Below are 26,365 nucleotides of genomic sequence, written 5' to 3' on the forward strand. Positions count from 1 at the left end.
AAGAACGCGGCGGAATGGTGGATTTCCCGTGCCCGGACGCGCGGCGGCCCGCCTCCGGTGAATGCCCGGCCTCCCTCAGGGAACCAGCACGTGCAGGTCTCGATTCGCGCGGACGGCGGCACCGCCTCCCGGGCAGGCGCCGCCACCGAGAGGAAGTGAACGTCATGCACGCGAGCTCGCGTCTCCCGCGGCGCACAGCACGCGTCGAGTACACGCTGCCGCGGCGAGCCGCATCCGCCCGTGTGGCACGCCAGTTGACCACCGGATTCCTCACCGGCTCCCGGACACCGCCGCAGGCGGCACGGCGTGTGGAGGAGGCGAGGCTGGTCGTCTCGGAGCTCGTCACCAACGCCACCTTGCACGGCGGGGGACGCTGCCGGTTGCGGCTGAGCAGCGGCGAGGACACCGTCACGGTCGAAGTCCGCGACGACGGGGGCCGGTTGCCCCGTATCCGCCAGGCCGGGCGCGAGTGCGAGAGCGGCCGGGGCATCGCGATGGTCGGCATGCTCGCCCGCCGTCTCGACGTCACCGCGGCGCCCGGGGGAGGCAAGACCGTCAGCGCCGTCCTGGACGCCGCCTAGCAGGAGGAGGGCTCCGGCTCCCCGGCCGGTGGCCGGACGCCGTCCCCGCTGCCACGGCGTGGTCACCTCGGTCCGCGCAACCGACCCGGTAACCGGTTCTCCGTGAGCGGCTCCGCCCAGCCCAACCGCCGTGATTCCGGGCGCCGTTCATGGCTGTCCCGACCACGCCGCCCACGCGGAGGCGACGTCCGAATGGAACCGGCACCGCCCGTCCGCTCGCAGCGGTGCGCGGAAGCGCTCGTGCGCTCCGACGATGTGGAAGCGCAGCCGGCCGCCGACGGGCAGCAGCCGGGGGAGTTCGGCGGGGGCCACGGCCTCGTCCCAGTGCACGGCGTTGAGGTCGAGGTAGAACTGCGTCCGCTCGTCCGTGACTCGGGCGCAGAGGCTGTAGTGGAGGACTCTGAGCGTGGCGGCGCACAGGGTGCCGCTCACCGCCATCCACACACGCCGGCCCGCGACGGCCAGGACTCGCACCTGTATGGTCGCCGTCCCCATGAAAGCCCTTGTCCCGACCGTACGTTCCGTCGCGGGAGGATCAATGCCCGTGCCGCACCGGTCCGTACGGTTCACGTCCGTGTAGCTGCCGTTCTGATTGGCGCACACAAGTATCACGGCTGCTACCTCATTCGGGCAGGTGGGTGACCGAACGGCACGTTCTCCTCGCAATTCCCGACGAGAACGCCCCGTTCCCGCCTGCGCAGCACTCCAACGGCGGGCGGGCCGTGGGAAGTTGGGAACGCGCCCGGCCCCGGGCAGTACGGTCCGGCACGATCGCTGGTCATGGCAGTACGCGATTGCTTCGCGCGGGGCGGTTCGGCGCCTGCCGGCACCGCAGCGGTGTCCAACGCCCCCGCAGCAGTGCGTACTTGACGCCGCCTCAAGGATCACAGGACGCTCCGTGCGTATCGCGTATCGCGTATCGCGTATCGCGAATCGATCCGGCGGAACGGGGGCGCTGTGCCTGGTACGGAGGCGGGTTCACCGCGGGGCGGGACGGGGGAGGGCGGCGGCGGGAAGTCCGCCGGAGGGACGCTCGCCGTGGAGGCCAAAGGCCTCGACGTCATCGCGGACGCCGAGCGCAAGGGCCGTCCCGCGCAGCTGTTCTGGCCGTGGTTCGCCTCCAACGTCTCGGTGCTGGGGTTGAGTTACGGCTCGTTCGCGCTCGGGTTCGGCATCGGGTTCTGGCAGGCTCTGGCCGCCGGCGTCGTGGGCATCGTCTTCTCCTTCCTGCTCTGCGGCTTCATCGCGGTGGCGGGGAAGCGCGGCTCGGCACCGACGATGGTGCTCAGCCGCGCCGCGTTCGGAGTACGGGGCAACAGGCTGCCCTCCGCGGTCTCCTGGATGCTGACCGTCGGCTGGGAGACGGTCCTGGTGAGCCTCGCGACGCTCGCGACGGCCACCGTCTTCGACAGGCTCGGCTGGGGCGGAGGCACGGCGACGAAGATCGCCGCGCTGGTCGTCGTCTCCGTCCTCACGGTGCTGGCCGGCGTCGTCGGCTTCGATCTGATCATGCGGATGCAGACGGCCATCACCGTGGTGACGGCCGCGCTGACCGCCGTCTACATCGTCCTGGCGGCCGACGAGATCCGCTGGGAGTCCGTGCGCGCGCTGCCCGCCGGCTCCGTCCAGGACGTCATCGGCGCCCTGGTCTTCCTCATGACGGGGTTCGGGCTCGGGTGGGTCAACGCCGCGGCGGACTACGCCCGTTACCTGCCCAGGCGCAGTCCGGGCAGGGCCGTCGCGGGCTGGACGGCGCTGGGAGCGTCGGCGGCCCCGGTGGTGCTGCTCGTCTTCCTTCTGCTTCTCGCGGGCTCCTCGGCGGACCTGAGCGCGGCGATCGCCGAGGACCCCATCGGTGCGCTGACGGGCGCACTGCCGGGCTGGTTCCTCGTACCGTTCGCGCTCGTCGCCGTGCTGGGGCTCGTCGGCGGCGCGGTGCTGGACATCTACTCCTCCGGGCTGGCGCTGCTGGCCGCCGGTGCGCGCATCCCGCGCCCCGTCGCGGCCGCCGTCGACGGCGTGCTCATGGGCGCGGGCACCGTGTACATCGTCTTCTTCTCCGCGGGCTTCCTCGGCTCCTTCACGGGATTCCTCACCACACTCGGCGTCCCCGTCGCGGCATGGTGCGGCATCATGCTCGCCGACGTCGCCCTGCGCTCCCGGCCGTACGACGACGCCGACCTCTTCTCGCCCAACGGGCGCTACGGCGACGTGCGCTGGTTCCCTGTCGCCCTTCTCGCCGGGGCCACGGCCGCAGGCTGGGGCCTGGTGACCAACTCCTCGGCCGGATGGCTCTCCTGGCAGGGCTATCTGCTGGGGCCGCTGGGCCTCGGCGGCACCACGGGCAGATGGGCCTCCGCCAACCTCGGCGTGCTCGCCGCCCTCGCGCTCGCCTTCGCCGTGACGCTGGTGAGCGGGCGCGGCCCGGTCAGGGCGCAGGAGAGCGCCCCGCCGGCACCGCCCGCGCCGATCGCGCCGCCCCCGGCGTCTCCGGCGTCCTCGACGGCGGCGCCGGGCGACCCCGGTGGCCGTACCGCCCCGGGCCCGGCAGCGGATACGCCCTAGCGCGGGCCCTCTGACGCCTCGCCCGCGGGTCTCGTCCCGATGAGGACCGTGGCCCCGAGCTCCTCGCAGCCCGCCACCCGTGCCGTCAGCCCCAGGCTCTCCATGGCCGCTGCCGCCTCCCCGGCCTGCGCCTCGCCCGTCTCCATCAGCACGCTGCCGCCGGGCGCGAGCCACCGCGCCGCCCCGGCCGCCACCCGCCGCAGCACGTCGAGGCCGTCCGCGCCGCCGTCCAGCGCCACCAGAGGCTCGTGGACGCGGGCCTCGGCGGGCAGCAGACTCACGGAACCCGACGGTACGTAGGGCACGTTGGCCAGCAGCACCTCGATGCGTCCCCGCAGCCGCCGCGGCAGCGCCTCGTAGAGGTCGCCCTCGTGGACATGGCCGCCTGCCGCCGCGACGTTGCGGCGCGCGCAGCGTACGGCGGCGGGATCGACGTCCGCGGCATGCAGCTCGATCCGGCCGAGCCGCTCGACCGGTTCGTACGACGCGCTCCCGTGGTACGACTCACCGCCGCCGTACGGCCGTTGCTCCGCGGGCGCGACCGCCGCCGCCAGCGCCGCCCCCAACGCCCCCGAACCGCAGCACAGATCGACGACGAGAGCCCCCGGCCCGGTCAGGGCCGCGGCCTGCCGAACGAGGAACTCCGTACGGCGGCGCGGCACGAACACCCCGGGTTCCACGGCGATCCGCGTTCCGCAGAACTCCGCCCAGCCCAGGACATGTTCGAGCGGCAGACCCGCGGCTCTGCGCTCCGCCATGGCGTCGAACTCCTCGGCCGTACCGGCGGCGGACGCCAGCAACTCGGCCTCGTCCTCGGCGAATACGCAGCCCGCGGCCCGGAGCCGGGCGGCGAGATCGGTGAGCGACGCGGGGGAGTGCGCTGAGGACCGGGCCGGAAGGGAAACGGGGGACTCGTGCGACGAGGAGACGGGAGGGGGAGTGGCAGACATGCGGGCGCACCTCTCGGATTCCGGAGGGGGCTCCCGGCTCGCGGCTCCCGGCAGGGCCTACGCCGGCGGGACGGCACGCCTGCGGAAGCGGAGAGGAGCACCCCGTACGACAGCGGTGATCGGTCCCACCTCCCTGGTGACGTGGCGTGTCCCTGAAGCCAGGAACACTACCCGAGCACCGGCGGGGGTGCATCGGCACCCGCCTCGACGGTGAAGCCGACGAGCGCGGTGAAGGCCGGTTCGCCGTGCTGCGTGATGCTCACCGTCAGCGTGCGCTCGCCGTCCGGCGGACCCGCAGCAGGCGCCGCGACGGGACCGGGCGAGTACTCGACCCAGCTGGGCGCGTCCAGGTCGACGTAGCGGTGGAACTCGGCCTCCAGACGCGTCAGTCGGGGCCGGTACGGGGCCGCGGCGAGGTGTGCGCACTGGCGTGCCGCCTCCATCAGGAGCATCCCTGGGACGTGATCGACGGGGTGGTCGAAGAGCCAGGGGCTCGTGGTCAGCACCCGCAGCCGCCGGCGCCCCTCGGCTTCGCCCCCGCCCCCGCTCCCGGCGCCGCCCGCGTCGCCTGCTTCGTCCCTCTCCCCGTCCGGGCCGAGCACCACCTCCCGTTCGCTCTCCCGCCCCACGAGCGACGGGCTCAGCGGCTCCGCGGGCGCGAGCGCCGCGGCCATGGCCTCCGGGGGTGCGGGAGTTCCGGGCCCGCGCAGCCTGCGATAGACCTGAGGGCTGTGCGCGCTGTAGACGGTCGAGGCGCTGCCGAGGGTGCGGCCCGCGCCGTGCACGGTCATCGTCAGCGCTATCCGGCGCAGCCGGGCGCTGCGGTCCGGGGCCTGCGAGGCCGACAGGCGGAGCACGACCTCTGCCGGGCTGCCGTCCACCGGTAAGAACGGTGCCGAGAAGGCGCAGTGGTGGTGGTCCCATATCAACTGGTGCCCGGACGGCACCCCGTAGGCGGCGTGCGCGATCAGCGGCAGCACCTGACGCGTCGTCTCGACGAGGAGTAACGGGTCCTGTACACCGTCCCCGTCCGTGCGCCAGAAGCCGTGGTCCCGCGGCCACTGGGCGCCCACCTCGAACTCGCGCTCGCTGCACTGCCGCCAGCCGGTCAGCAGCACTTCCGTATGGGCTCTCTTGTGTACGAACTCCCGCGGCACCGGCCACGAGTACGCTGTGCTCTCCGGCAGATGGGGCACAGCGGGGGTGAAAGCCATGTGCGGTCCTCCGGGTGGGACGGTGTCCGAAGAAAGTGACAGTGACCTGTGCCTGAAACGATAGAACCTTCTGGGGGCGAGGTCGGATGGCGGCAGCAAGAGCGAAGCCGATGCAGCAACGAGCCGTGGAGACGCGGCAGTTGATCCTCGAAGCAGCGGCTGAGGTGTTCGACGAGGGAGGCTACAAGGCAGCAAGGATCTCGGAGATCATGCACAGGGCGGGCATCACCCAGGGAGCCCTCTACTTCCACTTCTCCTCCAAGATGGATCTGGCCCGCACCGTGATGCTCGCCCAGCGGGACGCAGTCGTCCTGCCGCCCGGGCCCGACGGGTTGCAGCGCCTGATCGACACGACCCTCCTCCTCGCCCGCGAGTTGCAGACCAACAAGCTGCTGCGTGCGGGGGTCCGGCTGGCCGTGGAGCAGGAGGAGATCGGCTTCCACGACGACGCCCCGTACCTGGAGTGGGCGGGGGTCTTCCGCGGGCAGCTCTCCGCCGCCGCCGCGCGCGGGCAGCTGCGCAGCGGAGTCGAGGTGGAGCGCCTCGCGCTGCTGCTGGTCGGCTGCTACACCGGCGTGCAGCACTTCTCCAAACTCTCGTGCAGACGTGCCGACTTGCCCGACCGCATCGCCGACCTGTGGCACTACATGCTGCTCGGCATCGCGCCGCCGCAGATCGCGGCCGAGATGGTGGTCAACCCCGACACCCCGTTGCTGGCTGCCGGATGACCACACCCGTCGTGCTGACGGGCGCCGGCGGCTTCATCGGATCCGCCGTGCTGCGGCGGCTCGTACGGCAGGACGCCGCCGTACGGGCCGTCACCCGCTCGCCGCGGCAGCTGCCCCCTGGCGTCGAACAGGTCCACGCCGACCTAGCCCGCCCCGAATCCCTCACGGGCGTGTGCTCCGGCGCCAGGGTGCTCGTACACGCCGCGTCCCACGTCGGCTCCGACGAGCAACTCTGCACGCAGGTCAACGACTTGGGCACGGCGGCCCTGATGCGCGAGGCACGGCGTGCCGGTGTCGAGCGCGTCGTGCAGCTGTCCACCACCGCCGTCTACGGACGAGGCCCCCACCGCGGCGCCGCCGTCGGCGACCTGGAGCCCGGTCCCGGATCCCCGGCCAGCCGCAGCCGCCTGGCCGCAGAGGAGCACGCCCTGCGCGAGGACGCCCTCGTGCTGCGCGCCGGTCTGATCACCGGGCCGGGGGACCGCTGGGTCGTGCCCGCGCTCGCCGAACTGACGCGCCGCGTACCGGGATACTGGCGGGGAGGCCGCGCGGAGCTGTCCCTGATCGACGTGGACGACCTGGCGCGGCTCGTCGTACGGGCCTCCCTGCCGCTCCCCGTAGCGGGACGGCCCGCGCCCGTCGTACGGGGCGTCCACCACGCCGTGCACCCCGAGCCCGTACGCAACCGGGACCTGCTGGACACCCTCGCCGGACTCGGTGTACTGCCGTCCGTGAGCGGTGAGTTGACGTGGCAGGAGTGCCTGGCGCTCCTGGAGAAGAACCCCGGGCGGGTCGCCGAGCGTCAGCTCTCGCTCCTCGCCTTCGACCATCACTATGCGACCGGGCTGTGGCAGGCGTGCCAATCCGCCCCCGGAGACGGCCCGTTGGCCGCGCTCGCGGCCGCCGCCCCCTGGTACCGCACGCATCTGGCCCTTACGGACCGCACGGACCGTCCCTGACGCGAAGGCGTCACGCCGCCCGTCGGCACCGCCGGAACAACCGACGACAAGTTTCAGTCAACCGGCTCTGTCATCTCTTCCGGAGCAAAAAAACAGAACACTTTGTATGTTTGTGGGGGCGGCGGCACTTCTTCCTCCCCCACGACCGCCGCTTCTGACGGCTCGTCTCCCCGCGGGCCGGATCGCATGAAGGGAAAACAGCCGAATGAGGCAAGAGCGTGCAGAACTCACCCGGCAGGCACTGACGATGGCGGCCGCGACGTCGTTCGACCGTCTCGGCTACCAGCGCACCACGCTCTTCGAGGTCAGCCGCGGCGCAGCGATGAGCAAGGGCGCTCTCTCCTTCCACTTCGGGAGCAAGGAGGAACTGGCTGACACCGTACGGCGCGAGGCATGCTCCCGGACGTACAGGGCGGCCGAGTCGCTGCGCGCCAAGGAGCAGCCCGCGCTGCAGACGCTCATCGACCTGACCCACCTGGTGGCGCATCAGCTGGAGCACGACCACCTGGCCAGGGCGGCGGTGAAGCTCGCCCGGGAGCTGGACACCCCGCCCGACCCGGAGATCAACCCGCTCGCCTGCTGGCAGCAGGTCTTCACGGACGTCGCGCGCGAGGCGGAGAAGGAGGGCACGCTGCGCTGCGAGGCCACCGCGGAGTCCGTCGCGGAGCTCGCCTTCTGCCTCGCTTCGGGGGCGCACTCCGAGCGCGCGAGCCGGGCGGACGACTCCGGTGTCGACGTCCACCAGCGCCTGGCGGCTCACTGGCAGCTGCTGCTGCACGGGCTCGTGACGCAGCCCGGGCCCGAGGACCTGTGGAGCGCGGGCACGGAGACGGACTGGCTGCGGGCCGCCGCCGCGGGCGGGCAGCCGCACGCCGCCGGCTGAGCCGCGCTCGCCGGCGTCACCCGGCGCCCGTGATCCAGTCGAAGGCACGCCGCGGGTCGAACTCGCCCTGCCCGCCCGGGAAGAGCAGGCCCGCCGAGGCGAACCCCGGATCCCGTTCCGTCCCCCGTACGTACGGAATCGCCACGCACCGCATGCCTGCCCGGCGGGCCGCCTCGGCGCCGGGCGGTGCGTCCTCCAGCACGACGCAGTCCTCCGGGGCCGTGCCCAGCCGCCGTGCCGCCTCCAGGAGGACGTCCGGCTCCGGTTTGCCGTGGGCGACCTCGTCCGCCGAGACCCGTACGGGCAGCAGCGCCGCCAGGCCCGACCCCGCGAGCACCGCGTCGATGGCCGCCCGCGACGAACCGGAGGCCACCGCCAACGGGCAGGCGGCGGCGTGCAGTCGCTCGACGAGGCCGCGCATCCCGGGGAAGGCCGGCGTGGAGCGCGCGGCCAGCTCCAGATAGCGGCGGTTCTTCTCCGCGAGCAACTGCTCGACGGGCGCGGCGATCGCGTGCTCGGCGCGGAGCGTCTCCATCGTCTCGCGGGTGCTGATGCCGACGAACCGGGTGTGGTCCCGCCAGGTGAAGTCCGTGACGCCGTGGGCGGCCAGCACGTGCCGCCCCGCCTCGAAGTAGTGGGGTTCGCTGTCCACGAGGGTGCCGTCGAGGTCGAAGATCACGGCGGTGGCCGTGGCCGGAGAGCTGTCCATGGCGACCAGGGTGCCAAGAGGCACCGCGCGGGTATGACCCGGACCGCGGGCGTGTGTGATCGGGAAACCCCGACTCGCGCCGGGCGCTGCTACGGTCGGCCAAGATCACGGAATTGTCTCGGCGGATCCGTCCCGGCGCATCCGTCCGAGGGGAACCGTCTGACAGGGAAGGGTGCGGCGTCGTGACCGAAGTGAGCGGGCAGTGGGCCGACAGGGCGTACATCGGGTCGTTCACCTCGGCCGGCGGCCGGGGCATCACCACCGCCGAACTCGACCCGGAGAGCGGCGCGCTGACGGAGCTGCACCACACGGAGACGCTCGTCCCCGACCCCTCGTACCTCACGCTCACCGACGGCCCCGGCGGGCCGGGCAGCCCCGGCGGACACCTCTACGCGGTCAGCGAGCGCGACGCGGGCGGTGCCGCGGCCTTCTCCCTCGCCGACCGGGACAGACCCGAGCCGCTGGGCGAGCCGGCCCTCGTCAGAGGCGGGGGACCGACCCATCTGACCATCGCCGCCGGCCACCTCATCACCGCGAACTACGGCTCGGGGAGCATCAGCGCACTGCCCGTGCGGGCGGACGGCACGCTCGGCGGACGCGCGTCCGTGCACCAGCACACCGGCAGCGGCCCCGAGGCGCAGCGGCAGGAGGGACCGCACGCGCACGCCGTCGTCCCGGACCCGTCCGGCCGGTGGCTGCTCTCCGTCGACCTCGGTACCGACTCGGTGTGGATCTACGATCTGCGCGACGCCTGCCCGGAGGGCGAGCCGCTGCCGTACGCCGAGGCGTGCATGCCTCCCGGCAGCGGGCCGCGGCACCTGACCTTCCACCCGGGCGGCGCCCACGCCTACGTCGTGTGCGAGCTCGACTCCACGGTGACCGTGTGCAGTTGGGACGCGGCGACCGGCGCACTCGAAGCGCTGGGCGGGGCCGCCACCGTGCCGAACGGCGCGGCCCCGGAGCGCAACTACCCCTCGGAGCTGACCGTTTCGCGGGACGGGCGGTTCGCGTGGGCCGCCAACCGCGGGCACGACAGCATCTCGGTGTTCACGGTCGCCGCCTCCGGCGACTCGATAGAGCTGATGGGGACGGTGCCGTGCGGCGGGCACTGGCCGCGCGACCTCGCGCTGCATCCGTCCGGCCGCTGGCTCTACGCGGCGAACGAACGCTCCGGCGACGTCACCTGGTTCGGCATCGACCAGGCGACCGGGACCCCGCACCGCGTGGGGACGCTGGCCGCTCCCGCGGCGAGCTGCATCGTCTTCGGCTGAGGCGGGCCAGGGGAGTGCGGGCGGGCTCACGGCGGGAGTTCGGGGACTCCGGCCCACGGCTTCGGTGCACGGATTCGGCTTACGGTCTCTGACAGCTGACAGCTGACAGCTGACAGCTGACAGCTGACAGCTCACAGCTCCGGTTCCGGGCCCTGGTCCACCCCGGCTCCGACCCGGCCCGTCCGCGCGCGCGAGAGGCGGCGCGCCCCGTCGTCTCCGACGGGCACACCGCCTCCGTATGGCACCGGCACGCGGACCGAGGAGCTCGCCCGGCCCGCCTGCGTCAGCGCGCCGCCAGGCCCTGCGGCGACTGCTGGTGCGGTATGCCGAGCTTCGCCGCGTACGTGGACGCCACCAGCTTGCCCACCGCCGGGTAGGCGCCCAGCGGCTCGGCCACGGCACAGCCGGCCTCGGCCGCTGCCGCGTCCAGCAGCCCCTCCGGGACCTCGGGGCCGATGAGGCAGGGGGCGACCGCGAGTTGCTGGGATCCCGACTCGCGCAGTTGCTCGGCCACGCGCGCCACCGCTCCGGCCTCGTCGAGGCCCGCGGCGAGCACGGGGACGGCCAGCCGCGCGGCCAGCAGCATGCCGGTGATGCCCGCGGCCTGCACCGCCTCCTCGCCACCGACGGACGCGAGGATGATGCCGTCCGCGGCGGTCGCGACGGTGAACAGCCGGGCGCGGTCGGCGCGTGCCAGGCCCGCCTCGGAGAGCTTCACGTGCACTCCCTCGGCGAGCAGCGGATGCGGGCCCAGCACGTCGGTGAGTTCCGCGCCCGTGCCGCTGGAGAGCACCGCCTGCCGTATCTGCCGCATGCCCGCGGCGTCCGGGCCGGCCAGCAGCGGGATGACGAGCGCGACGAGGCGCTCCTCCGCCCCCGTCTTCGGGGCCTGGCGGGCGGCGGGCTCCGCATGGGCGCCCTCCGTTCCGCTCTCCGCGGCCTCGACGGCGGCCAGTTCGGCGGCGCGCTCCTCGGCGGCCTGCTGGTCGGCGGCGGTCTGGGACAGGACACTCCCGAGCGTGGGGTATTCCTCGCCGTCGCCCTCCACGTAACCGATCCGGGCGTCCATCCCCGGCAGCTCCGAGCGGGCGATGCTGAGGATCTCCTCGGCGATGCCGCGGACGGTGCCGGAGGGGGTGCCGGGCACGGCGAGTACCAGCGCAGGGGCGTTCTCTGGTGCAACAACAGGCTCCGGCTTGCGGTGCCTTCCGGGCCTGCGTGGACGCGGCATTCGTACTGGCAGGCCGTTGTCCGGGTCAGTGGGGGAGCTCATGCGCCCGCATGTTAACGCCTTGTGGGACGCGGCAGTTCAGGCGGGGGAGACTGGCCTGAAATGCCCTTTTGATCCGTGCGGAAGTTGTTCCTGTTTGCCGGGTTTCTCAACTCAGGGACAGCAGCGCGGGGTCGGGCGGAAGCCGGAGCGCACCCTCGGTGAGCCGGGCGGCGACGAGCAGCGCGCCGTCCAGCGGGGTGCCCTGAGGGGAGCGGATACGTGCGTGCGGCACGCGCCGGGCCAACTCGGCCCGCAGCGGCTCGGCGAGCGGTGCGCCGATCCGGAAGAGGCCGCCGGTCAGAGCCACGGCCGCGCCCTCCGCGGAGGGGCAGGCGGCCGCCGCGGCCGTGGCGATCTCCCACGCCGCGGCGCGCATCAACGTGACGGCCACGGGGTCGCCGTCGGCCGCGCACGCGGCGACGTCGGGCGCGAAGGCGGCGAGCACCGCGGGCCGGTCGGTACGGGGATACAGCTGCGGCGGCAGCCCGCTCAGGGGCGTGCCGAAGCGGGCCTCGGCCCGTTCCCGGAGCGGCCGCGAGCCTCCCTCCCGGCCGTCGAACGCGCGCATCGCGGCCTGGAGACCGGCCTGCCCGATCCAGGCGCCGCCGCCGCAGTCGCCGAGCAGATGCCCCCATCCGTCCACGCGCCGCCAGGCCCGCAGGTCGGTGCCCGTGGCGATGAGACCGGTGCCCCCCGCGACCACGGCGCCGGGCAGTTCGCCCAGAGCGCCCGCGTACGCGGTCACGCCGTCGGCGGCGAGTGCGACGTGCCGGGTGCCGAACTCCCGTCTCAGCGCCCCGGGGAGGCTCGCGCGCAGGCCCGCGCCCAGGGTCGCCATTCCCGCCGCGCCGACGCACACGGCGTCCAGACCCGCGTCCTCCTCGCCCGCTTCGGCGAGCAGGCTCCGTGCGGCGGGCACCAGTTGGGCCAGCATGTGTTCGGCGTCGATGCCGTCGGCGCCGGTGCGGACGGGCTCGGACGAGCCGGCCGTGCCCACGGTCTCCGGGGCCGCCCCCGGGCGTGACGCGTCGGCCAGCGCGATGCGCAGCCCCGAGCCCCCCGAGTCGGCTCCGAGCACCCACACCCGCTCTTGCGCCGCGCCGCCGGACGCGGACCGCTCCGGGCCCGGCGCCGGCACCGTCACGGCAGCCGCCAGTCCACGGGGGCTGCTCCCTGCTGCGCGAGCAGGTCGTTGACGCGGCTGAAGGGTCGCGAGCCGAAGAACCCGCGGTCCGCCGACATGGGCGAGGGGTGAGACGACTCCACGACGGGCCTGCTCTCCAGCAGGGGCCGGAGGTTGCGCGCGTCCCGCCCCCACAGCACCGAGACCATGGGCCGCTCCCGCGCGACCAGCGCGCGGATCGCCTGCTCCGTGACCTCTTCCCAGCCCTTGCCCCGGTGGGCTCCGGGACGGCGCGGCGCCGTCGTCAGCGCCCTGTTGAGCAGCAGCACACCCTGGTGCGTCCAGGGCGTCAGATCGCCGTTCGACGGACGCGGGAGGCCGAGATCGGACTGCAACTCCCGGAAGATGTTCTCCAGGCTGCCCGGCAGCGGGCGCACGTCCGGCGCGACCGAGAACGACAGCCCCACGGCATGGCCGGGAGTCGGATACGGATCCTGTCCGACGATGAGGACCCGCACCTCGTCGAAAGGCTGCTGGAAAGCGCGCAGCACGTTCTCCCCGGCGGGGAGGTAGGTTCTGCCGGCGGCGATCTCCGCGCGGAGGAACTCGCCCATGGAGGCGACCCGTTCAGCGACGGGCTCCAGCGCCTTCGCCCAGCCCGGTTCGACGATCTCGTTCAACGGTCGTGCAGCCACGGGCGGTTACTCTACTGGGTCCGTGACACCGCCCGTTCACTGACGCCCCATCAGACGATCAGCCGATCACGGCCGCCCGCACGCACAGTACGTCCGGCAGATGTCCGGCCAGCTGCCGCCAGTGCTCTCCCTCGTCGGCGCTCGCGAAGACCTCGCCGTTGCGGTTGCCGAAGTAGATGCCCGCCGGGTCCGCGCCGTCGGTGCACATCGCGTCGCGCAGCACCGGCCCGTAGTGCGCCGTCTCGGGCAGCCCCTCGCCGAGCTCCTCCCAGCTGGCGCCCGCGTCGCCGGTGCGGTGGACGCGGCAGCGGCGCTGCGCCGGGACCCGGTCGGAGTCGGCGTTGAGCGGGAAGACGTAGGCGACGCCGCCGCGGCGCGGATGGCTGACGACGGGGAAGCCGAAGTCGGAGGGGAGACTCCCGCCGATGGACGTCCAGTTCGAGCCGTCGTCGTCGCTGCGGTAGACGCCCCAGTGGTTCTGGAGGTACAGCCGCTTCGGATCTTCGGCGTCGCGCGCGACCTTGTGCACGCACTGCCCGTACTCCGGGAAGCGCATGTTCTCCGGGAGGAACACCGCCTCCACGCCTCGGTTGCACGGCTCCCAGCTCTTGCCGGCGTCCGCGGTGCGGTAGGCGCCGCCCGTGGAGACGGCGACGGTCACCCTGCGCGCGTCCCTCGGGTCGATCAGGATGGTGTGCAGGCCGAGGCCGCCACCGCCGGGCACCCAGTCCTTCCGCGTGGGGTGGTCCCACAGCCCGCGCACGAGCTCGAAGCTGCTGCCGCCGTCCTCCGAGCGGAACAGGGCGCCGGGCTCGGTCCCCGCCCACACCACGTCCGGCTCGTCCGCACCGCCCGGCTGGAGCTGCCACACACGCTCCAGCGAGGCCTCCGTGTCCTGCGGGAACTTCACGGCCGGTTCCGGCGGCTCCGTCCACGTCGCGCCGAGGTCGTCGGAGTGGAAGACCGACGGCCCCCAGTGCGCGCTGTCGCCGCCGACGAGGATGCGGGGGCCGGAAGCGCGCCTGGTGTCGAAGGCGACCGAGTAGACCGCCTGGGCGTTGAAGTGCGGACCGTCGAACTCCCAGCCCCCGGCCCGTCCGTCCACCGGCCGCCGGGCGAGGAAGAGCCCTTTTCTGGTGCCTACCGCGAGGAGCACGTCTGACATGTCTGATCCCGCCTCCATGACGTCTTTGTCCGGGCTGATTGAAGTGGGCACAGTCTGCACCCAGCCACCGACAATGGCGCCGCCGCGTACGTCGCCGCACGTCAGAGCGGCGCGTGCGGGGTTCCTGGCCGGGTGCGACGGTCCGGCGGCTCTCCGCGCGCCCGCGGCTCAGTTCGCGCTGGGCCGGTGCGGCCCGGCGGCGGACGGCTGCGTCTGGCGCAGCACCTCGTACGGCTCGGGACGGGGCTGCGACGCCTCCGGGGGCCGGGCTTCGGCGGCCTGCCGCCCGGCTGCATCGCGCTCGGGAGCCTCCGGGCTCTCCTCGGGAGGGGTGCCCAGCCCCCACTCCAGCCCGTACCGCGCGAAGAGCTCGGCGCGCAGCCGCGCCATCGGCATCGGCGCGCCCGGAAGCAGCACCGCGACCACGGCACCCATCAACAGCGCGCGCAGCAGCGGATAGTCGACGTCCGGGTCGGACGATCCGTAGCGCTCGACGGTCTCCCTCAGCAGCGTCGCCAGCCGCTGCTGCTCGGGGCACTGCACGAAGCCCTCCTGCTGGAGGATTCCGGCCATATGCGCACGCATCAGCACTGGACGGTCCTCCGCGAGACCCAGCACCGCGTCGATGGCCCGCGCCAGCGACTCGTTGCCCGCGTCCGCGCCTTCAGGCAACGGCCTGCGCCCCAGGGCCTCTTCGAGGGTAAGGTGCATCAGGCGGTGCACGGCGGACTGGAAGAGCTGTCGCTTCCCGGGGAAGTAGTACGAGATGAGGCCCCGCGCCGAACCTGCGCGGTCCGCGATGTCGCCCAAGGTCGTCGCCTCGAAGCCGCGTTCGCCGACCAGATCGACCGTCGCCTGGAGCAGCCGCTCGCGCGAACGCCGGCGCAACTCTTCGTTGACCGAGGCGCTCCGAGGGGACATCCTGTTAACTCCTATGTTGACTGGCTCCGAGCCAATATACTCGTGTCGACTTCGGACGCACCGCCCCGACCAGGCCCGCGTCCGGCACGGCCGCCGGTATTGGGCGACGCGGGGGATCGCCCAATACCGGTCTGCTGCGGCCCCTGCTGCTCCGGCACGGAGGAGCAGGGGCCTTCGGCTTGTGTGCACCCCGTTCACGCCCGTATCCCGGCCGCGACGTGCGCCGCTTCAACTGCCGCTGCGCGAACCGTTGTTGAACTCCGTACGAGCAATAGAATCAGTGAACGAACACGCTTGGGACGGGCACGTGCGCCACGATCTTCGCCTGCCTGCTTCGCACCTTCCGGTATCCGCGGCTTACTAGGAGAGCCCATGCCGTTAGCGGTGGTCTCGCTCATCTGGGACGCACAGCACTCCTCCGGCTCGCAGCGCGTGAAGTACGACGACGACGGCTACTACCTCGTCCGCTTCCCCTACGGAGAGCAGGAGTCCTACGACCCCTGGAACATGCACGCCGCCCAACGCGACGGCGACACCTCCCAGTTCCCCGACGCGCGCTCCGGTCTCATCCACCCCAGTCACGACGGCTGGGGCTTCGTCTCGGCGATGGTCCACTGGGAGAAGGACGGCGATCCGCACGAGTACCGCGCCCGCTTCGTACGGGATCCGCTCGGCGACGGCTACGACTCGACGGCGACGACGGACGCGGCGGAGACCGGCGGCGGCCAGTACAAGTCGTACATGTGGCAGTTCTTCGTGCACCGCGACGTGCCGCTCGGGCTGAAGATCTCCGCGCGGGGCAAGGACGACAAGAAGATCGCCACGCCGCTCATGCACGCTCAGTTCAAGCTCGCCATCCAGACGGACGTCGTCACGCCCTGAGCGAGCCGCGCCAGCGGCGGCGTCAGCCGGTGGCCGTCCCGGACCGCCGACTGCCCTTCTCCATCGCGGCGTTCCACGTTCCGGCGGACGCCGCCGCCAGTGCGGCGCCCAGCAGCGCCCCGACGAGCGTGTCCGTGAGCCAGTGCACCCCGAGGGCGGCCCGCGTCAGGCACACCCCCGCGACCGACACGCACGCCGCAACGATCACCAGCACCCTCAACGGCCTGTCAGCGCCCGAGCGTTGCACGAGCCACACCACGAGTACGGACACGACGGCCGCCGTCATGGCATGCCCCGAGGGCATGGCGGCGAAGTGGGCCGAGTCGACGGGGTGCCGCCAGTGCGGGCGCTCGCGGTCCAGCAGCGCCTTCAGCCCCTGCTGAACTCCCGTACTGACGGCGGCCGTCGCCACGCACCACACGGCGAGCAGCCGCTCCCGGCGCAGCCACACCCACACCGCGGCCGCGAGGAGCACGAGCCGCATGGTCACCGGGTCCCACACCCAGTCGGTGAGGACGCGGTTGGTCTCTGTCCAGCCGGGGTGCGCCAACGCTCGTGCGTGCAGCCGATTCGCGACGGAACGGTCGACGTCCAGCAGGGGCCGCCAGTCCGCGGCGACCAGCACGACGACTGTGAATCCGAGGATGCCCAGCGTGAGCGCGGTCCGCAGCCACGGTGCGGCGGGCGCCGGCCGGTTCGCGGGCGGGGCCGGTGGGGGCGGCGGGGCGTGCGTCGGTACCTGCATGGGTCGATCCTCGCCCGGCCGGAGGGTCCGCCGCTATCGCAGCGCTGAGAGACCCGGGACGAATGCCACGACGAGCGGCACCGCCATCACCAGCACCGCTGCCGCCGTCATCCGCAGCCGCCGCGAGACGGTGAGCCGTGGAGCGGCGGACAGCAGCCGGTGGACGCGGTGGGGGACTTGGGCCAGCGGGGTCGGCGCGGGCCCGAACACCCCGCGGTCCTCGTTGAGTTCGACCAGCGCCAGCGCGGTGGTGAGGCGTCCGTAGCGCTTCGAGGCGACGTCGTCGGCGGCCATCTCGACCAGGGTGTGCACCTGGTCGCGGAACGCGGCGAAGACCGGCACCCGGGGAAAGCCCGCCGCGAGCGCGGAGGAGCAGTGCATCAGCCAGTCGTGCCGGGCGCGTGCGTGGCCCTGCTCGTGCTCCAGCAGCGCGTCCAGCCGGCGGCCCTTCAGCCTGCGCAGCGCGGCCGTGGTGACGACGAGCTGCGGCGTGCCGCCGGGCAGCCACCAGGCGTCCGGCTTCTCTCCCTCCAGCACCACCAGGCGGTCGCCGTCCCCGGGTTCCTCACCGGGCAGCCGCGGGGCGCGCTCGCGCAGTTCGGCACGGCGCCTGCGGCGCCGCCCGCGCGCCTCGTACACCTCGCGCAGCAGCATCGCGCCCGTCCAGGCGCCGCCGCAGGCGAGCAGCACCGCGAGGGCTCCCGCCCATGGCCCGTACGAGCCCAGCCCGAGCCCGTACGCCTCCTCGACGCCGCTCGGCGCCGGGGCGAAGACGTGGCCCCGGACGACCTGCCACGCGGCGGCGGCCGAGAACGCCATGGCCAGCACGCAGCACAGGAGTACGGCGACGACGACGCACTGCCACACCAACAGCCCGAGCACCGGCTCGCGTTCGGGCCAGGACGACCGGGTGAGCACCCGGGGGGCGACCGCGGCGGCCAGCCCCGCGAGGACGAGCAGCGCCAGCGGGACCATCATGAGCGCCAGACTATGAGCCTGGCGCTGCGGGACGGTACGGCGCCCCGTACAGAAGTGACCGACGCCTCAGAGCACCAGAGGACTCAGAGCTTCAGGGGACTCAGAGCACCGGGCGCCTCACATCATCAGCAGCATCGCCAACATGCCGGTGGCCATGGCGACTCGGCAGGCCGCCGCGAGTCCGGGGAGGTCGCGCACGGCGCAGTCGCCGGGCCATCCCGCGGGCGGCTCGCCGGCGGGCCCCGCGCCCGGGCCCCGGGCCGTCCGGCAACCGACCGTGCCCGTCCCGCCGGGGGCCGCCCCCGTGGACGCGGGCGCCGGGAGCAGTGACATGCCCGTACGCAGCACATAGACGGCGTAGTAGACGAGCAGCGCACCCGTCAGCAGCGGCAGCCCGGCGCCCGCCGAGCCCGCGGCAGCGTGACCGCCCGTACCGGTGCCGGTGCCGGCGCCGTGGGACGCCGCCATCGCCAGCGACATATAGATCATGGCCGCGGCGCCCACCAGGTGGTGAAGGTGGTGGACGTGCTCCTCCTGCCCCGGCCACGACCCCCGCCGCCGTACGGACGGCCACCGCGTCTCCCGCAGGAGCGCCAGCTCCCGCACCGCCACGGCTCCGAACAGCACCAGAAACACGAGCGGGGCGGCCGGTGCCGCCGATGCGCCGCCGGGCAGCGCCATCGCCGCCATCCCCAGGCCCATCAGGGCCTCGCTCCTGGCGGTGCGCCGCCGCATCCCCCCGGCTCGCCCCGCACGCAGCAGGCACACACCGGCGACGAGCGCGCACAGTACGGTCAGCAGCCAGCCGACCGTCGCTGAGCCGTGCATCACCGACCTCCCCGCTCGCCCCCCTCTGGGAGAGGCTGCCCGCAGGGGGCCTTCACACGGGAGCGCACGGGCGCAATGGGGGAGCACTCGGGAACGGCCCGGATCCGGCCGGACCCGCGCCGGACGGCGCCGCCCCGCCACTGCCCCCGCGAGCGCCCCGGCGAGCGCCCCGAACCCCTCGTGAACTCTCCGCGACTCCCGTCAGATCCCCGGCCGGTAGCGCAGCGGATGATCCTCGGGAACCTCGACGACGCAGATGCGCACACCGTCCGGATCGGCGATCCACATCTCGATCAGCCCCCACGGCTCCCGTACGGGATCCCGCACGATCTCGGCCCCGGCCGCGTCCAGTTCGCGCTGCGCCGCGTGTACGTCCCGCACCTGGAGCCACAGCTGGAGGCCGGGCGCGGGCGGGGAGCCGGAGCGTCCGGAGACCTCCAGGAAGCCGCCGCCGAGGAAGTAGACGGTGCCGCGATCCGGGCCCGTTCCGAACTCGCGGTGTACCGCGAGCCCCAGAGTCCGCCCGTAGAAGTCGCGGGTGCGTTCGGGATCGGTCGGCCGCAGCAGTATGCGGCTGCTCAGTACGTGCACCATGACGGCCGACCCTATTCCGGCGGCGCGGTATTAAGGTCGCTCACCATGGAGAACGTCAAGGAGACCGGCGAGCCGACCTTCCGCATCGCCGCACACGACGACATCGACGCTCTTGTGGCACTCCTGGAGTCGGCCTACCGCGGCGACTCCAGCCGCGCCGGGTGGACCACCGAGGCCGACCTGCTGGAAGGCCAGCGCACCGACCCCGAGGGCGTGGGCGCGGTCGTCGCCGGTTCCGGCAGCATCATGCTCGCCGTCGAGCGGGCGGGCAGCCTCGTGGCCTGCTGCCAGCTGGAGAGGCGCGGCGAGGCGGCCTACTTCGGGATGTTCGCCGTCCGTCCCGAACTCCAGGGCGCCGGGCTGGGGAAGGCGGTCCTGGCGGAGGCCGAGCGCACGGTCGCCGCCGAGTGGGGCTCGCGCGAGATGCACATGACGGTGATCCGGCAGCGCGAGGACCTGATCGCCTGGTACGAGCGCCGCGGCTACACCCGCACCGGCAAGCTCACGCCCTTCCCGTACGGCGACGAGCGGTTCGGCATCCCCCAGCGTGAGGACCTTGCCTTCGAGCTGCTGGTCAAGACGCTCGGCGGGCCGCCCTCTTGATCTCAGGCATATCGGTCACCAGGCCGTCGAGGCCGAGCTCGCGCACGCGGGCCAGCTCCTCGCCGGTGTTCACGGTCCAGGTGATGACCTGGATGCCGTGGGCGTGGCAGCGCTCCACCGTCTCCGCCTCCAGCCACCGGAACTCGCACGAGACCATGAACGCGCCCAGCTCGCGGGCGCGTTCGGGCGCCGTGGGGGTCGAGCGGCCGGTGACCAGCACCAGCGGCATCTCCGGGAGGTGCTCGCGGACCTCGCGCAGCGCCTCGTCGTGGAAGGAGATGACGGTGACGCGGTCGTGCAGGCCGCGTTCGGAGATCACCCCGGCCAGTACCCGCGCCGCGGCCCGGTCCTTGATCTCGGCCTGGAGCGGTGAGTCCACGGCGTCGACCACCTCCCCGAACACGGGGATGCGCTCGCCCTCGCCGGCGTCGAGTTCGCGAAGCTCCGCCAGCGTGAAGTCGCCGATGGCGCCCGAACCGTCCGTGGTGCGCGAGACGTCGCCGTCGTGCATCACCACCAGCTCGCCGTCCTTGCTCAGGTGCAGGTCCAGTTCGATGACGTCGAGACCTTCGCGCTCGGCGCGCACGAAGGATCGCAGGGTGTTCTCGGGCTCGACGCCCATCAACCCCCGGTGGCCGACGATGAGCAGAGACACGGCGCCCTCTCTCTTCCCTGTGGTCACGGCGCACGGAGTGCCGTGCGCGGCGGACAGACTAGCCGTCCGGTACGCCCGGCCCCGCCCCGCGCCGGATGAACGCGGGCCCACCGGCCGTACGCGGACGGGCCGCACACGAACCAGCTGTACACGAGCCGCCCGTACACGAGCAGGACGCACAGCAGACGGAACGCACACACGCGACGAAGGAGCAGCAACGTGAGCGGCACCACCCCGTCCCCCGGACCCGAACGTCTCGCCCCCGGCGCCCGCGAGCTGATGGAGGCCATGACCGCCGTCTTCCCCGACGTCGGCGCCACCGTCCACGACGCCGCCGAGGCCCGCCGCATCCTCGCCGTCTCGATGCCGGAGCCGCCGCGGGAACCGGCCGTGCGCGAGGTCACGGACCGGCTGATACCGGGGCCGGAGGGTGCGCCCGCGCTGCCGGTGCGGATATACCGCCCGTACGAGGAGGAGCCCGCCCCCGGGCGCGCGCCCACGGTGGTCTTCTTCCACGGGGGCGGCTGGGTGCTCGGCAATCTGGAGACGCACGACGCGACGGCACGTGCCATGTGCCGCGCGTCCGGTGCCGTCGTCGTCTCCGTCGACTACCGGCTCGCACCGGAGGCCCGCTTCCCCGAGCCCGCGGACGACGCCTACGCCGCGGTGTGCTGGGCCGCGGAGAACATCGCCGCGCTCGGCGGGGACCCGGACGCCCTGCTGGTCGCGGGCGACAGCGCCGGCGGCAACCTCGCCGCGGTGTGCACGCTGATGGCGCGCGAGCGCGGCGGCCCGCGGATCGCGCACCAGTCGCTGATCTACCCCTCGACCGACCCCATGGCCGAGACGGAGTCCCGCCGCGTCAACGCGGACGGCTACTTCCTCACTGAGACGGCCATGCACTGGTTCGGCGCGCAGTACTTCGGCCCCGGCGCCGACCTGACGCACCACTACGCGGCCCCGCTGCGGGCGGATCTGTCCGGGCTGCCGCCCGCGCATGTGATCACCGCGGGCTGCGACCCGCTGTGCGACGAGGGACGCGCGTACGCGGCGAAGCTGCGCGAGGCCGGGGTCGCGGTGACCGAGGCCCACTTCCCGGGGATGTTCCACGGCTTCCTCAACGTCGGCGAGCTGCTTCCGGACGCGTCGGAGGCCATGGCCGGACTGGGCAAAGTCATCGCCGCAACCGCCTCTGACAGGAAGATCGACGGTCACAGTGGGGGTTCGAGCGGATAATTTCCTGCCTCTCCACTTGAGAGGGCGACCACCCCCGGCTACCGTTTCCATGACGCCAGGTTCTTCTGTGGAGGGGTAGTCATGACGGAAATGCTTTCGTCCAAGGCCGTGGACGCCGGGGGTTCCGCAGAGCGCGTGGTCGAACACCCGGCATGGGCCGTGCTGAAGGACGCCGTCGAGGCGATCCGTCCCGCACAGTCGAAGGACGGCTCGATCGACTTCGGGGCGGAGGGCGCGCCGTCCCGCGCCGCCGTCGAATCCGACCTGGAGCAGATCTGCAACTCCGTACGGGACCTGACGGCTCTGCTTCCGCACGACGCCGCCTACCACGAGGCGCTGATCGCGGACCTGCGCCGCTGGTCCGGCGGCGGATTCGGCGTCCCCGACTTCCTCGACTCCCTCCTCGCCTTCCAGCCCGCGCAGAACCGGCAGGACGGCCTCCAGCACCTTGTCGTCTTCCCGATGTACACGCAGAACGGCAATCCCGACCGCAACCTCGAAGCCCTCGTGGTGCGCATGGTCTGGCCCGACTGGCTGGCCGAGCTGGAGCGCACCCGCTACGACAACCCGCTCTTCTGCGGCATCACCTTCGAGGACTTCACCACCGGCTACGACACCAACTCCGCCGTCCTCTTCCCGGAGACCGTCGCCGTGCGCGAGGCCCCCTCCCGCTTCTCCTGGGGCGGCATCTTCTGCGACCGCGAGGCCGCGCGCTTCCGCCGCGTCGTGGACGCCGCCTGCGACGTCACCAGCCTCGAACTGCCCGAGTACGCCCGCGGTCTGGTCACCGACCAGGGGCGCTGCCAGCAGACGTTCGTGCTCTGGGACATGATCCACGACCGCACGCACAGCCACGGCGATCTGCCCTTCGACCCGTTCATGATCAAACAGAGGCAGCCGTTCTGGATGTACGGGCTCGAGGAGCTGCGCTGCGACCTCACCGCGTTCCACGAGGGCGTGCGCCTGGAGGCCGAGGGCTACCCGCAGGGCCGCGACGTGCAGTTCGCCGTGCTCCTGGACCGCCTCTTCCGCTTCCCCGTCACCGGCGAGCGCAACCGCAACTACGACGGGCTGGGCGGCCAGCTCCTCTTCGCCTACCTCCACCAGCACGGTGCCCTGCGCTGGACCGACAACAAGCTCGCCATCGACTGGGACCAGGCCCGCCAGGTGACGGTGCGGCTGCGCGAGGAGATCGAGACGCTCTACCGCGCGGGCATCGACCGGCCCAAGCTCGTCCACTGGTTCAAGGCCTACGAGCTGGTCTCCACCTACCTCGCGCCGCACCCGGGCTCCACCTGGGCCAAGGGGCCGGACGCGCTCGACCTCACCCTGCCGCCGCGCAAGCTCGTGGACGAGGTGCTTCCGGACGAGTTTCCGCTGAGCATGTTCTACGAGGCACTCGCGAAGAAGCTCCGTTCCGTGGTCGCATCGACCAAGGGCATCACGGCGGAGCCCCCGGTACGGGCCGCCGCTTGAGCACACAGGGCGGGCGGCACGGCGAACCGGCGGGCGCGGAGGACCAGGAGGCGGCAGGCATGGGCAACACGACGGCACGCGGATACCGGGGCGACGGCAAGGGGAGCCTCGAAGGGTCCGTCATCGCCGTCGCCGGAGCGGCGGGGCCCGCGGGCGCGGCGTCGCTGCTCCGGCTCGCCGAGGAGGGGGCCACGGTCGTCGCGGCCGACGCCGACGTGGAACGCCTCGCGACGGCGGTCGACGCCGCACGCTTCGCCCACGGCGGCGCGAGCGTCACGGGGGAGACCGTCGACCTGCTCGATCTGGCGGCGACACGCGAGTGGGCGTCCCGTACGGAGAAGGAGTTCGGGAAGGTCCACGGGCTGGTGCACCTCGTGGGCGGCTGGCGGGGCTCCGCGACCTTCGCCGAGACCGACCTCGCCCACTGGGACACGCTGCACGATCTGCTGATCCGCACGGTGCAGCACACCTCGCTCGCCTTCGAGGCGCCGCTGGCGCGCAGCGGAAACGGCCGCTACCTCCTGGTCAGCGCCGCCGGTGCGAGCAGCCCCACGGCGGGCAACGCCGCCTACTCCGCGTCCAAGGCGGCGGCCGAGGCGTGGACGCTGGCCCTCGGCGACTCGTTCCGGAAGGCGGGGGGCGAGGAGGGGCCGCCCGCGGCGGCTGCGATCCTGGTCGTCAAGGCACTGGTGAGCGACCAGATGCGGGCCGACCGCCCCAAGGCGAAGTTCGCGGGCTTCACCGACGTCAAGGATCTGGCCGACACCATCGCCGGGACGTGGAGCAAGCCCACCGAGGAAGTGAACGGAAAACGCCTGTGGCTGACCCCGAAGCCCTGACCACCGACGCGAAGCGCCGCCACGACCCCGGGATCCGCGGATTCGCCAGCGACAACTACGCCGGCGCGCACCCGGAGATCCTGGCGGCGCTCGCCCTCGCCAACGGAGGCCACCAGCCCGCGTACGGCGCCGACGAGTACACCGCCCACCTCCAGCAGACCGTCCGCAGCCACTTCGGCAACCGCGCCGAGGCCTATCCGGTCTTCAACGGCACGGGCGCCAACGTGGTCTCGCTCCAGGCGCTCACCGACCGCTGGGGCGCGGTGATCTGCGCGGAGAGCGCCCACATCAACGTCGACGAGTGCGGCGCCCCGGAGCGCGTCGGCGGCCTGAAGCTGCTGACCGTGCCCACCGAGGACGGCAAGCTCACTCCCGAGCTCATCGACCGCGAGGCGCACGGCTGGGACGACGAGCACCGCGCGATGCCGCAGGTCGTCTCCCTCACGCAGAGCACCGAACTCGGCACCCTCTACACGGTGGAGGAGATCCGGGCCATCTGCGACCACGCCCACGAACGCGGCATGAAGGTCCACCTCGACGGTGCCCGCATCGCCAACGCGGCGGCGGCGCTCGACCGTCCCATGCGCGCCTTCACCAACGCTGCGGGCGTCGACGTGATCTCCCTCGGCGGCACCAAGAACGGCATGCTCTTCGGCGAGTGCGTCGTCGTCCTCGACCCCGGATCCGTACGGGCCATGAAGCACCTGCGCAAGCTGTCCATGCAGCTCGCGTCCAAGATGCGTTTCATATCCGCGCAGTGGGACGCCCTGCTCTCCGGCGACCTGTGGCTGCGCAACGCCCGGCACTCCAACGCGATGGCCCGCCGGCTCGCGGAGGGCGTCAAGGACGTCGACGGGGTCGAGATCCTCTATCCCGTCCAGGCCAACGCCGTCTTCGCGCGGCTGCCGAACGAGGTCAGCGAGCGACTCCAGAAGCGCTACCGCTTCTACTTCTGGGACGAGGCCGCGGGCCACGTGCGCTGGATGTGCTCGTTCGACACCAGCGAGGAGGACGTCGACGGCTTCGTCGCGGCGCTCCGCGAGGAGATGGGCCGCTGACCCGGCGCCGGGTGCGTCCGGTCCCGGTCCCAGGCCCCCGGGCCCGACTCCGGCCCGGAAACGGCTACATCGACTTCGCCTCGGCCGCCGTCGGCGCGGTGCCGCCCATGTGGGCCGGCAGCCACCACGAGTCGTGCGGCCCGTCCGGGGCGCCCGGGTAGGCGCGCTGCGCCGCCTCCAGCAGCTCCTGTACGCGCTCGCGCACGCGCGAGGTCAGGCCCGCCGGCTGCTCACCGGCCCCGGCGTGCAGGGGTTCCCCGACGCGGATGCCGACGGGGAAGTGGTTGCGCTTGAAGTTCCGCTTGTGGCCCTTGGTCCACAGCCGCTGCGTGCCCCACAGGGCGACCGGCACCAGCGGTACCCGCGCCTCCTGCGCGAGCCGGGCCGCTCCGGACTTGAAGTCCTTGAGCGTGAAGGAGCGGGAGATGGTCGCCTCGGGGAAGACGCCGACGACCTCGCCCGAATCGAGCGCCCTCAGCGCGTGCTTGTAGGCGTCCTCACCCTGCGACCGGTCGACGGGTATGTGCTTCATCGCGCGCATCAGCGGCCCGGAGACCTTGTGCCGGAAGACCGACTCCTTGGCCATGAAGCGCACCAGCCGCTTCGACGGCAGCGCGGCGAGACCGGCGAAGACGAAGTCCAGATAGCTGATGTGGTTGCTCACCAGCACGGCTCCGCCCCGTCGCGGCACGTGCTCGGTGCCCTGGATGTCGAAGCGCAGATCCAGCGCCCTGAACCAGGCGCGTGCCGTGGCGATCACGGGCGGATAGACGAGTTCCGGCATGTCGGGAGGCCTTCCTGTATGCCTGGGAGGGAGAGTCCCGCCAGGTGCGCAGCCGTACCTACGGATGCGTAACTTCCGTCCGCCGCCGATGGTTCCTCATCGGCCTTCCGAAGGCCACACCCGCGACCGTGCCGATGCCCGCCCGGCGGCCGGAATGCGGCGGACGCGGCGCGCGCTGCACACTGCGGACGGCGCGGAGGCGGAAACGGACACGCAAGGCGAGGAGAGCGGAGTGAACCAGCGGTACGGCGACGGGGGAGCGCAGTTCGACGCCGCGGCGCTCGGACCCGGCGCCCTCGGCCGCCGGGCGACCCTCGTGCACTTCTCCAGCGCCTTCTGCCAGCCGTGCCGCGCGACGAGGCGCGTCCTGCGCGAGGTGAGCGCGATGGTGCCGGGCGTGCGGCACGCCGAGGTCGACGCCGAGCAACACCTCGCGCTCGTACGGGAGTCGGGGATCGTGCGCACCCCGGCAGTGCTCGTCCTGGACGCCGACGGCCGCGAGGTGAGCCGCGCCTACGGGCAGCCCCGCACGGCGGACGTGATCGCGGCGCTGGGCGCCGCGGTGGCGGCGGAGGAGGGCGACCGCGCCCGCTCCGTGGACGGCGAGCAGGAGAAGCCGGGAGAAGAAGGCGGCCCCGGCGCGCCGTGAG

General features: G+C 72.9%; 27 protein-coding genes and 1 pseudogene. 13 read left to right on the forward strand and 15 right to left on the reverse strand.

The genetic code is table 11. The features are described from left to right. Positions 1–164 precede the first annotated feature (164 nt). Positions 165–581 carry an ATP-binding protein gene (locus QQM67_RS10960; protein WP_314173502.1) on the forward strand — a complete coding sequence of 139 codons (417 nt, stop codon included), beginning with the start codon at positions 165–167 and terminating at the stop codon, positions 579–581. A 147-nt stretch (positions 582–728) separates the two neighbouring features. On the opposite strand, the gene QQM67_RS10965 is transcribed toward QQM67_RS10960, so the two are convergent. Then, the gene (locus QQM67_RS10965; RefSeq protein ID WP_314173503.1) at positions 729–1,076 is read right to left on the reverse strand and encodes a hypothetical protein; all 348 of its coding nucleotides are present in this window, start codon (positions 1,074–1,076) and stop codon (positions 729–731) included. A gap of 543 nt (positions 1,077–1,619) precedes the next feature. On the opposite strand from QQM67_RS10965, the gene QQM67_RS10970 reads away from it, so the two are divergent. Continuing rightward, complete coding sequence (locus QQM67_RS10970; protein ID WP_314173504.1) at positions 1,620–3,146, forward strand: purine-cytosine permease family protein; 1,527 nt, start codon at positions 1,620–1,622, stop codon at positions 3,144–3,146. Here the strand turns inward: QQM67_RS10970 and QQM67_RS10975 are convergent. Both QQM67_RS10975 and QQM67_RS10980 read right to left on the reverse strand, forming a co-directional pair. Continuing rightward, positions 3,143–4,096: a HemK family protein methyltransferase gene (locus QQM67_RS10975; protein WP_314173505.1), complete on the reverse strand. Its 954-nt coding sequence runs from the start codon at positions 4,094–4,096 to the stop codon at positions 3,143–3,145. The two genes, QQM67_RS10970 and QQM67_RS10975, sit on opposite strands and share 4 nt — an antisense overlap. A gap of 167 nt (positions 4,097–4,263) precedes the next feature. After that, entirely contained in the window at positions 4,264–5,310 is a 1,047-nt protein-coding gene (locus QQM67_RS10980; RefSeq protein ID WP_314173506.1) for a ScbA/BarX family gamma-butyrolactone biosynthesis protein, read from the reverse strand. Between the two features lie 110 nt (positions 5,311–5,420). On the opposite strand from QQM67_RS10980, the gene QQM67_RS10985 reads away from it, so the two are divergent. The 3 genes from QQM67_RS10985 (at position 5,421) to QQM67_RS10995 (ending at position 7,880) form a co-directional block, all read left to right on the forward strand. After that, positions 5,421–6,038, forward strand: coding sequence for a ScbR family autoregulator-binding transcription factor (locus QQM67_RS10985; protein ID WP_314173507.1), 618 nt, complete (start codon positions 5,421–5,423; stop codon positions 6,036–6,038). Further along, on the forward strand, positions 6,035–6,997 hold the full coding sequence (locus tag QQM67_RS10990; protein ID WP_314173508.1) for an NAD-dependent epimerase/dehydratase family protein: 963 nt from the start codon (positions 6,035–6,037) through the stop codon (positions 6,995–6,997). The genes QQM67_RS10985 and QQM67_RS10990 overlap by 4 nt, the downstream gene beginning before the upstream one ends. Positions 6,998–7,202: 205 nt before the next feature. Then, positions 7,203–7,880 carry a ScbR family autoregulator-binding transcription factor gene (locus tag QQM67_RS10995; RefSeq protein WP_314173509.1) on the forward strand — a complete coding sequence of 226 codons (678 nt, stop codon included), beginning with the start codon at positions 7,203–7,205 and terminating at the stop codon, positions 7,878–7,880. Positions 7,881–7,896: 16 nt separating this feature from the next. Here the strand turns inward: QQM67_RS10995 and QQM67_RS11000 are convergent, their stop codons facing one another. Then, the gene (locus QQM67_RS11000) at positions 7,897–8,589 is read right to left on the reverse strand and encodes an HAD family hydrolase (RefSeq protein ID WP_314173510.1); all 693 of its coding nucleotides are present in this window, start codon (positions 8,587–8,589) and stop codon (positions 7,897–7,899) included. A 191-nt stretch (positions 8,590–8,780) separates the two neighbouring features. Between QQM67_RS11000 and QQM67_RS11005 the strand changes: the two genes are divergently transcribed. Next, positions 8,781–9,860: a lactonase family protein gene (locus QQM67_RS11005; protein ID WP_314173768.1), complete on the forward strand. Its 1,080-nt coding sequence runs from the start codon at positions 8,781–8,783 to the stop codon at positions 9,858–9,860. Positions 9,861–10,143: 283 nt separating this feature from the next. Here QQM67_RS11005 and QQM67_RS11010 read toward each other — a convergent pair whose 3' ends face one another. From QQM67_RS11010 to QQM67_RS11030, 5 genes are all read right to left on the reverse strand, one after another. Continuing rightward, positions 10,144–11,133 (reverse strand): hypothetical protein, encoded by a 990-nt coding sequence (locus tag QQM67_RS11010; protein ID WP_314173511.1) that lies wholly within the window; start codon positions 11,131–11,133, stop codon positions 10,144–10,146. Between the two features lie 106 nt (positions 11,134–11,239). Beyond that, entirely contained in the window at positions 11,240–12,271 is a 1,032-nt protein-coding gene (locus tag QQM67_RS11015) for an N-acetylglucosamine kinase (RefSeq protein WP_314173769.1), read from the reverse strand. 2 nt (positions 12,272–12,273) lie between these two features. Then, the gene (locus QQM67_RS11020) at positions 12,274–12,951 is read right to left on the reverse strand and encodes a uracil-DNA glycosylase (protein WP_314173512.1); all 678 of its coding nucleotides are present in this window, start codon (positions 12,949–12,951) and stop codon (positions 12,274–12,276) included. Between the two features lie 58 nt (positions 12,952–13,009). Next, complete coding sequence (locus tag QQM67_RS11025; protein ID WP_314173513.1) at positions 13,010–14,116, reverse strand: WD40/YVTN/BNR-like repeat-containing protein; 1,107 nt, start codon at positions 14,114–14,116, stop codon at positions 13,010–13,012. 168 nt (positions 14,117–14,284) lie between these two features. Beyond that, positions 14,285–15,037 (reverse strand): TetR/AcrR family transcriptional regulator, encoded by a 753-nt coding sequence (locus QQM67_RS11030; RefSeq protein ID WP_314173514.1) that lies wholly within the window; start codon positions 15,035–15,037, stop codon positions 14,285–14,287. Between the two features lie 372 nt (positions 15,038–15,409). Between QQM67_RS11030 and QQM67_RS11035 the strand changes: the two genes are divergently transcribed. Further along, complete coding sequence (locus QQM67_RS11035) at positions 15,410–15,919, forward strand: hypothetical protein (RefSeq protein WP_314173515.1); 510 nt, start codon at positions 15,410–15,412, stop codon at positions 15,917–15,919. Positions 15,920–15,941: 22 nt separating this feature from the next. Here the strand turns inward: QQM67_RS11035 and QQM67_RS11040 are convergent, their stop codons facing one another. The 4 genes from QQM67_RS11040 to QQM67_RS11055 form a co-directional block, all read right to left on the reverse strand. Further along, positions 15,942–16,664: a phosphatase PAP2 family protein gene (locus QQM67_RS11040; RefSeq protein ID WP_314173516.1), complete on the reverse strand. Its 723-nt coding sequence runs from the start codon at positions 16,662–16,664 to the stop codon at positions 15,942–15,944. Between the two features lie 33 nt (positions 16,665–16,697). Then, the gene (locus QQM67_RS11045) at positions 16,698–17,642 is read right to left on the reverse strand and encodes a M56 family metallopeptidase (RefSeq protein ID WP_314173517.1); all 945 of its coding nucleotides are present in this window, start codon (positions 17,640–17,642) and stop codon (positions 16,698–16,700) included. Positions 17,643–17,759: 117 nt separating this feature from the next. Then, the gene (locus QQM67_RS11050; protein WP_314173518.1) at positions 17,760–18,470 is read right to left on the reverse strand and encodes a DUF5134 domain-containing protein; all 711 of its coding nucleotides are present in this window, start codon (positions 18,468–18,470) and stop codon (positions 17,760–17,762) included. A 201-nt stretch (positions 18,471–18,671) separates the two neighbouring features. Then, positions 18,672–19,064 carry a VOC family protein gene (locus QQM67_RS11055; protein ID WP_314173519.1) on the reverse strand — a complete coding sequence of 131 codons (393 nt, stop codon included), beginning with the start codon at positions 19,062–19,064 and terminating at the stop codon, positions 18,672–18,674. A 45-nt stretch (positions 19,065–19,109) separates the two neighbouring features. On the opposite strand from QQM67_RS11055, the gene QQM67_RS11060 reads away from it, so the two are divergent. Further along, on the forward strand, positions 19,110–19,667 hold the full coding sequence (locus QQM67_RS11060; protein ID WP_314173520.1) for a GNAT family N-acetyltransferase: 558 nt from the start codon (positions 19,110–19,112) through the stop codon (positions 19,665–19,667). Here the strand turns inward: QQM67_RS11060 and QQM67_RS11065 are convergent. After that, positions 19,639–20,322: a glycerophosphodiester phosphodiesterase gene (locus tag QQM67_RS11065; protein WP_314173521.1), complete on the reverse strand. Its 684-nt coding sequence runs from the start codon at positions 20,320–20,322 to the stop codon at positions 19,639–19,641. The two genes, QQM67_RS11060 and QQM67_RS11065, sit on opposite strands and share 29 nt — an antisense overlap. Positions 20,323–20,541: 219 nt before the next feature. Here QQM67_RS11065 and QQM67_RS11070 point away from each other — a divergent pair, with 219 nt between their 5' ends. The 4 genes from QQM67_RS11070 to QQM67_RS11085 all read left to right on the forward strand — a co-directional run bounded on the left by QQM67_RS11070 (position 20,542) and on the right by QQM67_RS11085 (position 24,931). Then, on the forward strand, positions 20,542–21,558 hold the full coding sequence (locus QQM67_RS11070; RefSeq protein WP_314173522.1) for an alpha/beta hydrolase: 1,017 nt from the start codon (positions 20,542–20,544) through the stop codon (positions 21,556–21,558). An 81-nt stretch (positions 21,559–21,639) separates the two neighbouring features. Beyond that, entirely contained in the window at positions 21,640–23,034 is a 1,395-nt protein-coding gene (locus QQM67_RS11075; protein ID WP_314173523.1) for a DUF6421 family protein, read from the forward strand. Positions 23,035–23,093: 59 nt separating this feature from the next. Next, complete coding sequence (locus tag QQM67_RS11080; protein ID WP_314173770.1) at positions 23,094–23,873, forward strand: SDR family NAD(P)-dependent oxidoreductase; 780 nt, start codon at positions 23,094–23,096, stop codon at positions 23,871–23,873. Next, the gene (locus tag QQM67_RS11085) at positions 23,852–24,931 is read left to right on the forward strand and encodes a threonine aldolase family protein (protein WP_314173524.1); all 1,080 of its coding nucleotides are present in this window, start codon (positions 23,852–23,854) and stop codon (positions 24,929–24,931) included. Before QQM67_RS11080 ends, QQM67_RS11085 begins: the two co-directional genes overlap by 22 nt. Positions 24,932–24,995: 64 nt before the next feature. On the opposite strand, the gene QQM67_RS11090 is transcribed toward QQM67_RS11085, so the two are convergent. Further along, positions 24,996–25,715, reverse strand: coding sequence for a lysophospholipid acyltransferase family protein (locus QQM67_RS11090; RefSeq protein ID WP_314173525.1), 720 nt, complete (start codon positions 25,713–25,715; stop codon positions 24,996–24,998). 154 nt (positions 25,716–25,869) lie between these two features. Here QQM67_RS11090 and QQM67_RS11095 point away from each other — a divergent pair. After that, a pseudogene (locus QQM67_RS11095) lies at positions 25,870–26,280 on the forward strand (thioredoxin family protein); the annotation flags it as partial. Positions 26,281–26,365: the final 85 nt, after the last annotated feature.

Origin of the sequence: Streptomyces winkii (assembly GCF_032248595.1) — a bacterium.
In the GTDB taxonomy this organism is placed as follows: domain Bacteria; phylum Actinomycetota; class Actinomycetes; order Streptomycetales; family Streptomycetaceae; genus Streptomyces; species Streptomyces winkii.

Coding starts and splice junctions, on each gene's coding strand:
- QQM67_RS10960 (WP_314173502.1), top strand. CDS start 165: ATGCACGCGAGCTCGCGTCTCCCGCGGCGCACAGCACGCGTCGAGTAC.
- QQM67_RS10965 (WP_314173503.1), bottom strand. CDS start 1,076: ATGGGGACGGCGACCATACAGGTGCGAGTCCTGGCCGTCGCGGGCCGG.
- QQM67_RS10975 (WP_314173505.1), bottom strand. CDS start 4,096: ATGTCTGCCACTCCCCCTCCCGTCTCCTCGTCGCACGAGTCCCCCGTT.
- QQM67_RS10980 (WP_314173506.1), bottom strand. CDS start 5,310: ATGGCTTTCACCCCCGCTGTGCCCCATCTGCCGGAGAGCACAGCGTAC.
- QQM67_RS10985 (WP_314173507.1), top strand. CDS start 5,421: ATGCAGCAACGAGCCGTGGAGACGCGGCAGTTGATCCTCGAAGCAGCG.
- QQM67_RS10990 (WP_314173508.1), top strand. CDS start 6,035: ATGACCACACCCGTCGTGCTGACGGGCGCCGGCGGCTTCATCGGATCC.
- QQM67_RS10995 (WP_314173509.1), top strand. CDS start 7,203: ATGAGGCAAGAGCGTGCAGAACTCACCCGGCAGGCACTGACGATGGCG.
- QQM67_RS11000 (WP_314173510.1), bottom strand. CDS start 8,589: ATGGACAGCTCTCCGGCCACGGCCACCGCCGTGATCTTCGACCTCGAC.
- QQM67_RS11010 (WP_314173511.1), bottom strand. CDS start 11,133: ATGAGCTCCCCCACTGACCCGGACAACGGCCTGCCAGTACGAATGCCG.
- QQM67_RS11025 (WP_314173513.1), bottom strand. CDS start 14,116: ATGTCAGACGTGCTCCTCGCGGTAGGCACCAGAAAAGGGCTCTTCCTC.
- QQM67_RS11030 (WP_314173514.1), bottom strand. CDS start 15,037: ATGTCCCCTCGGAGCGCCTCGGTCAACGAAGAGTTGCGCCGGCGTTCG.
- QQM67_RS11035 (WP_314173515.1), top strand. CDS start 15,410: ATGCCGTTAGCGGTGGTCTCGCTCATCTGGGACGCACAGCACTCCTCC.
- QQM67_RS11040 (WP_314173516.1), bottom strand. CDS start 16,664: ATGCAGGTACCGACGCACGCCCCGCCGCCCCCACCGGCCCCGCCCGCG.
- QQM67_RS11045 (WP_314173517.1), bottom strand. CDS start 17,642: ATGATGGTCCCGCTGGCGCTGCTCGTCCTCGCGGGGCTGGCCGCCGCG.
- QQM67_RS11050 (WP_314173518.1), bottom strand. CDS start 18,470: ATGCACGGCTCAGCGACGGTCGGCTGGCTGCTGACCGTACTGTGCGCG.
- QQM67_RS11055 (WP_314173519.1), bottom strand. CDS start 19,064: ATGGTGCACGTACTGAGCAGCCGCATACTGCTGCGGCCGACCGATCCC.
- QQM67_RS11060 (WP_314173520.1), top strand. CDS start 19,110: ATGGAGAACGTCAAGGAGACCGGCGAGCCGACCTTCCGCATCGCCGCA.
- QQM67_RS11075 (WP_314173523.1), top strand. CDS start 21,640: ATGACGGAAATGCTTTCGTCCAAGGCCGTGGACGCCGGGGGTTCCGCA.
- QQM67_RS11080 (WP_314173770.1), top strand. CDS start 23,094: ATGGGCAACACGACGGCACGCGGATACCGGGGCGACGGCAAGGGGAGC.
- QQM67_RS11090 (WP_314173525.1), bottom strand. CDS start 25,715: ATGCCGGAACTCGTCTATCCGCCCGTGATCGCCACGGCACGCGCCTGG.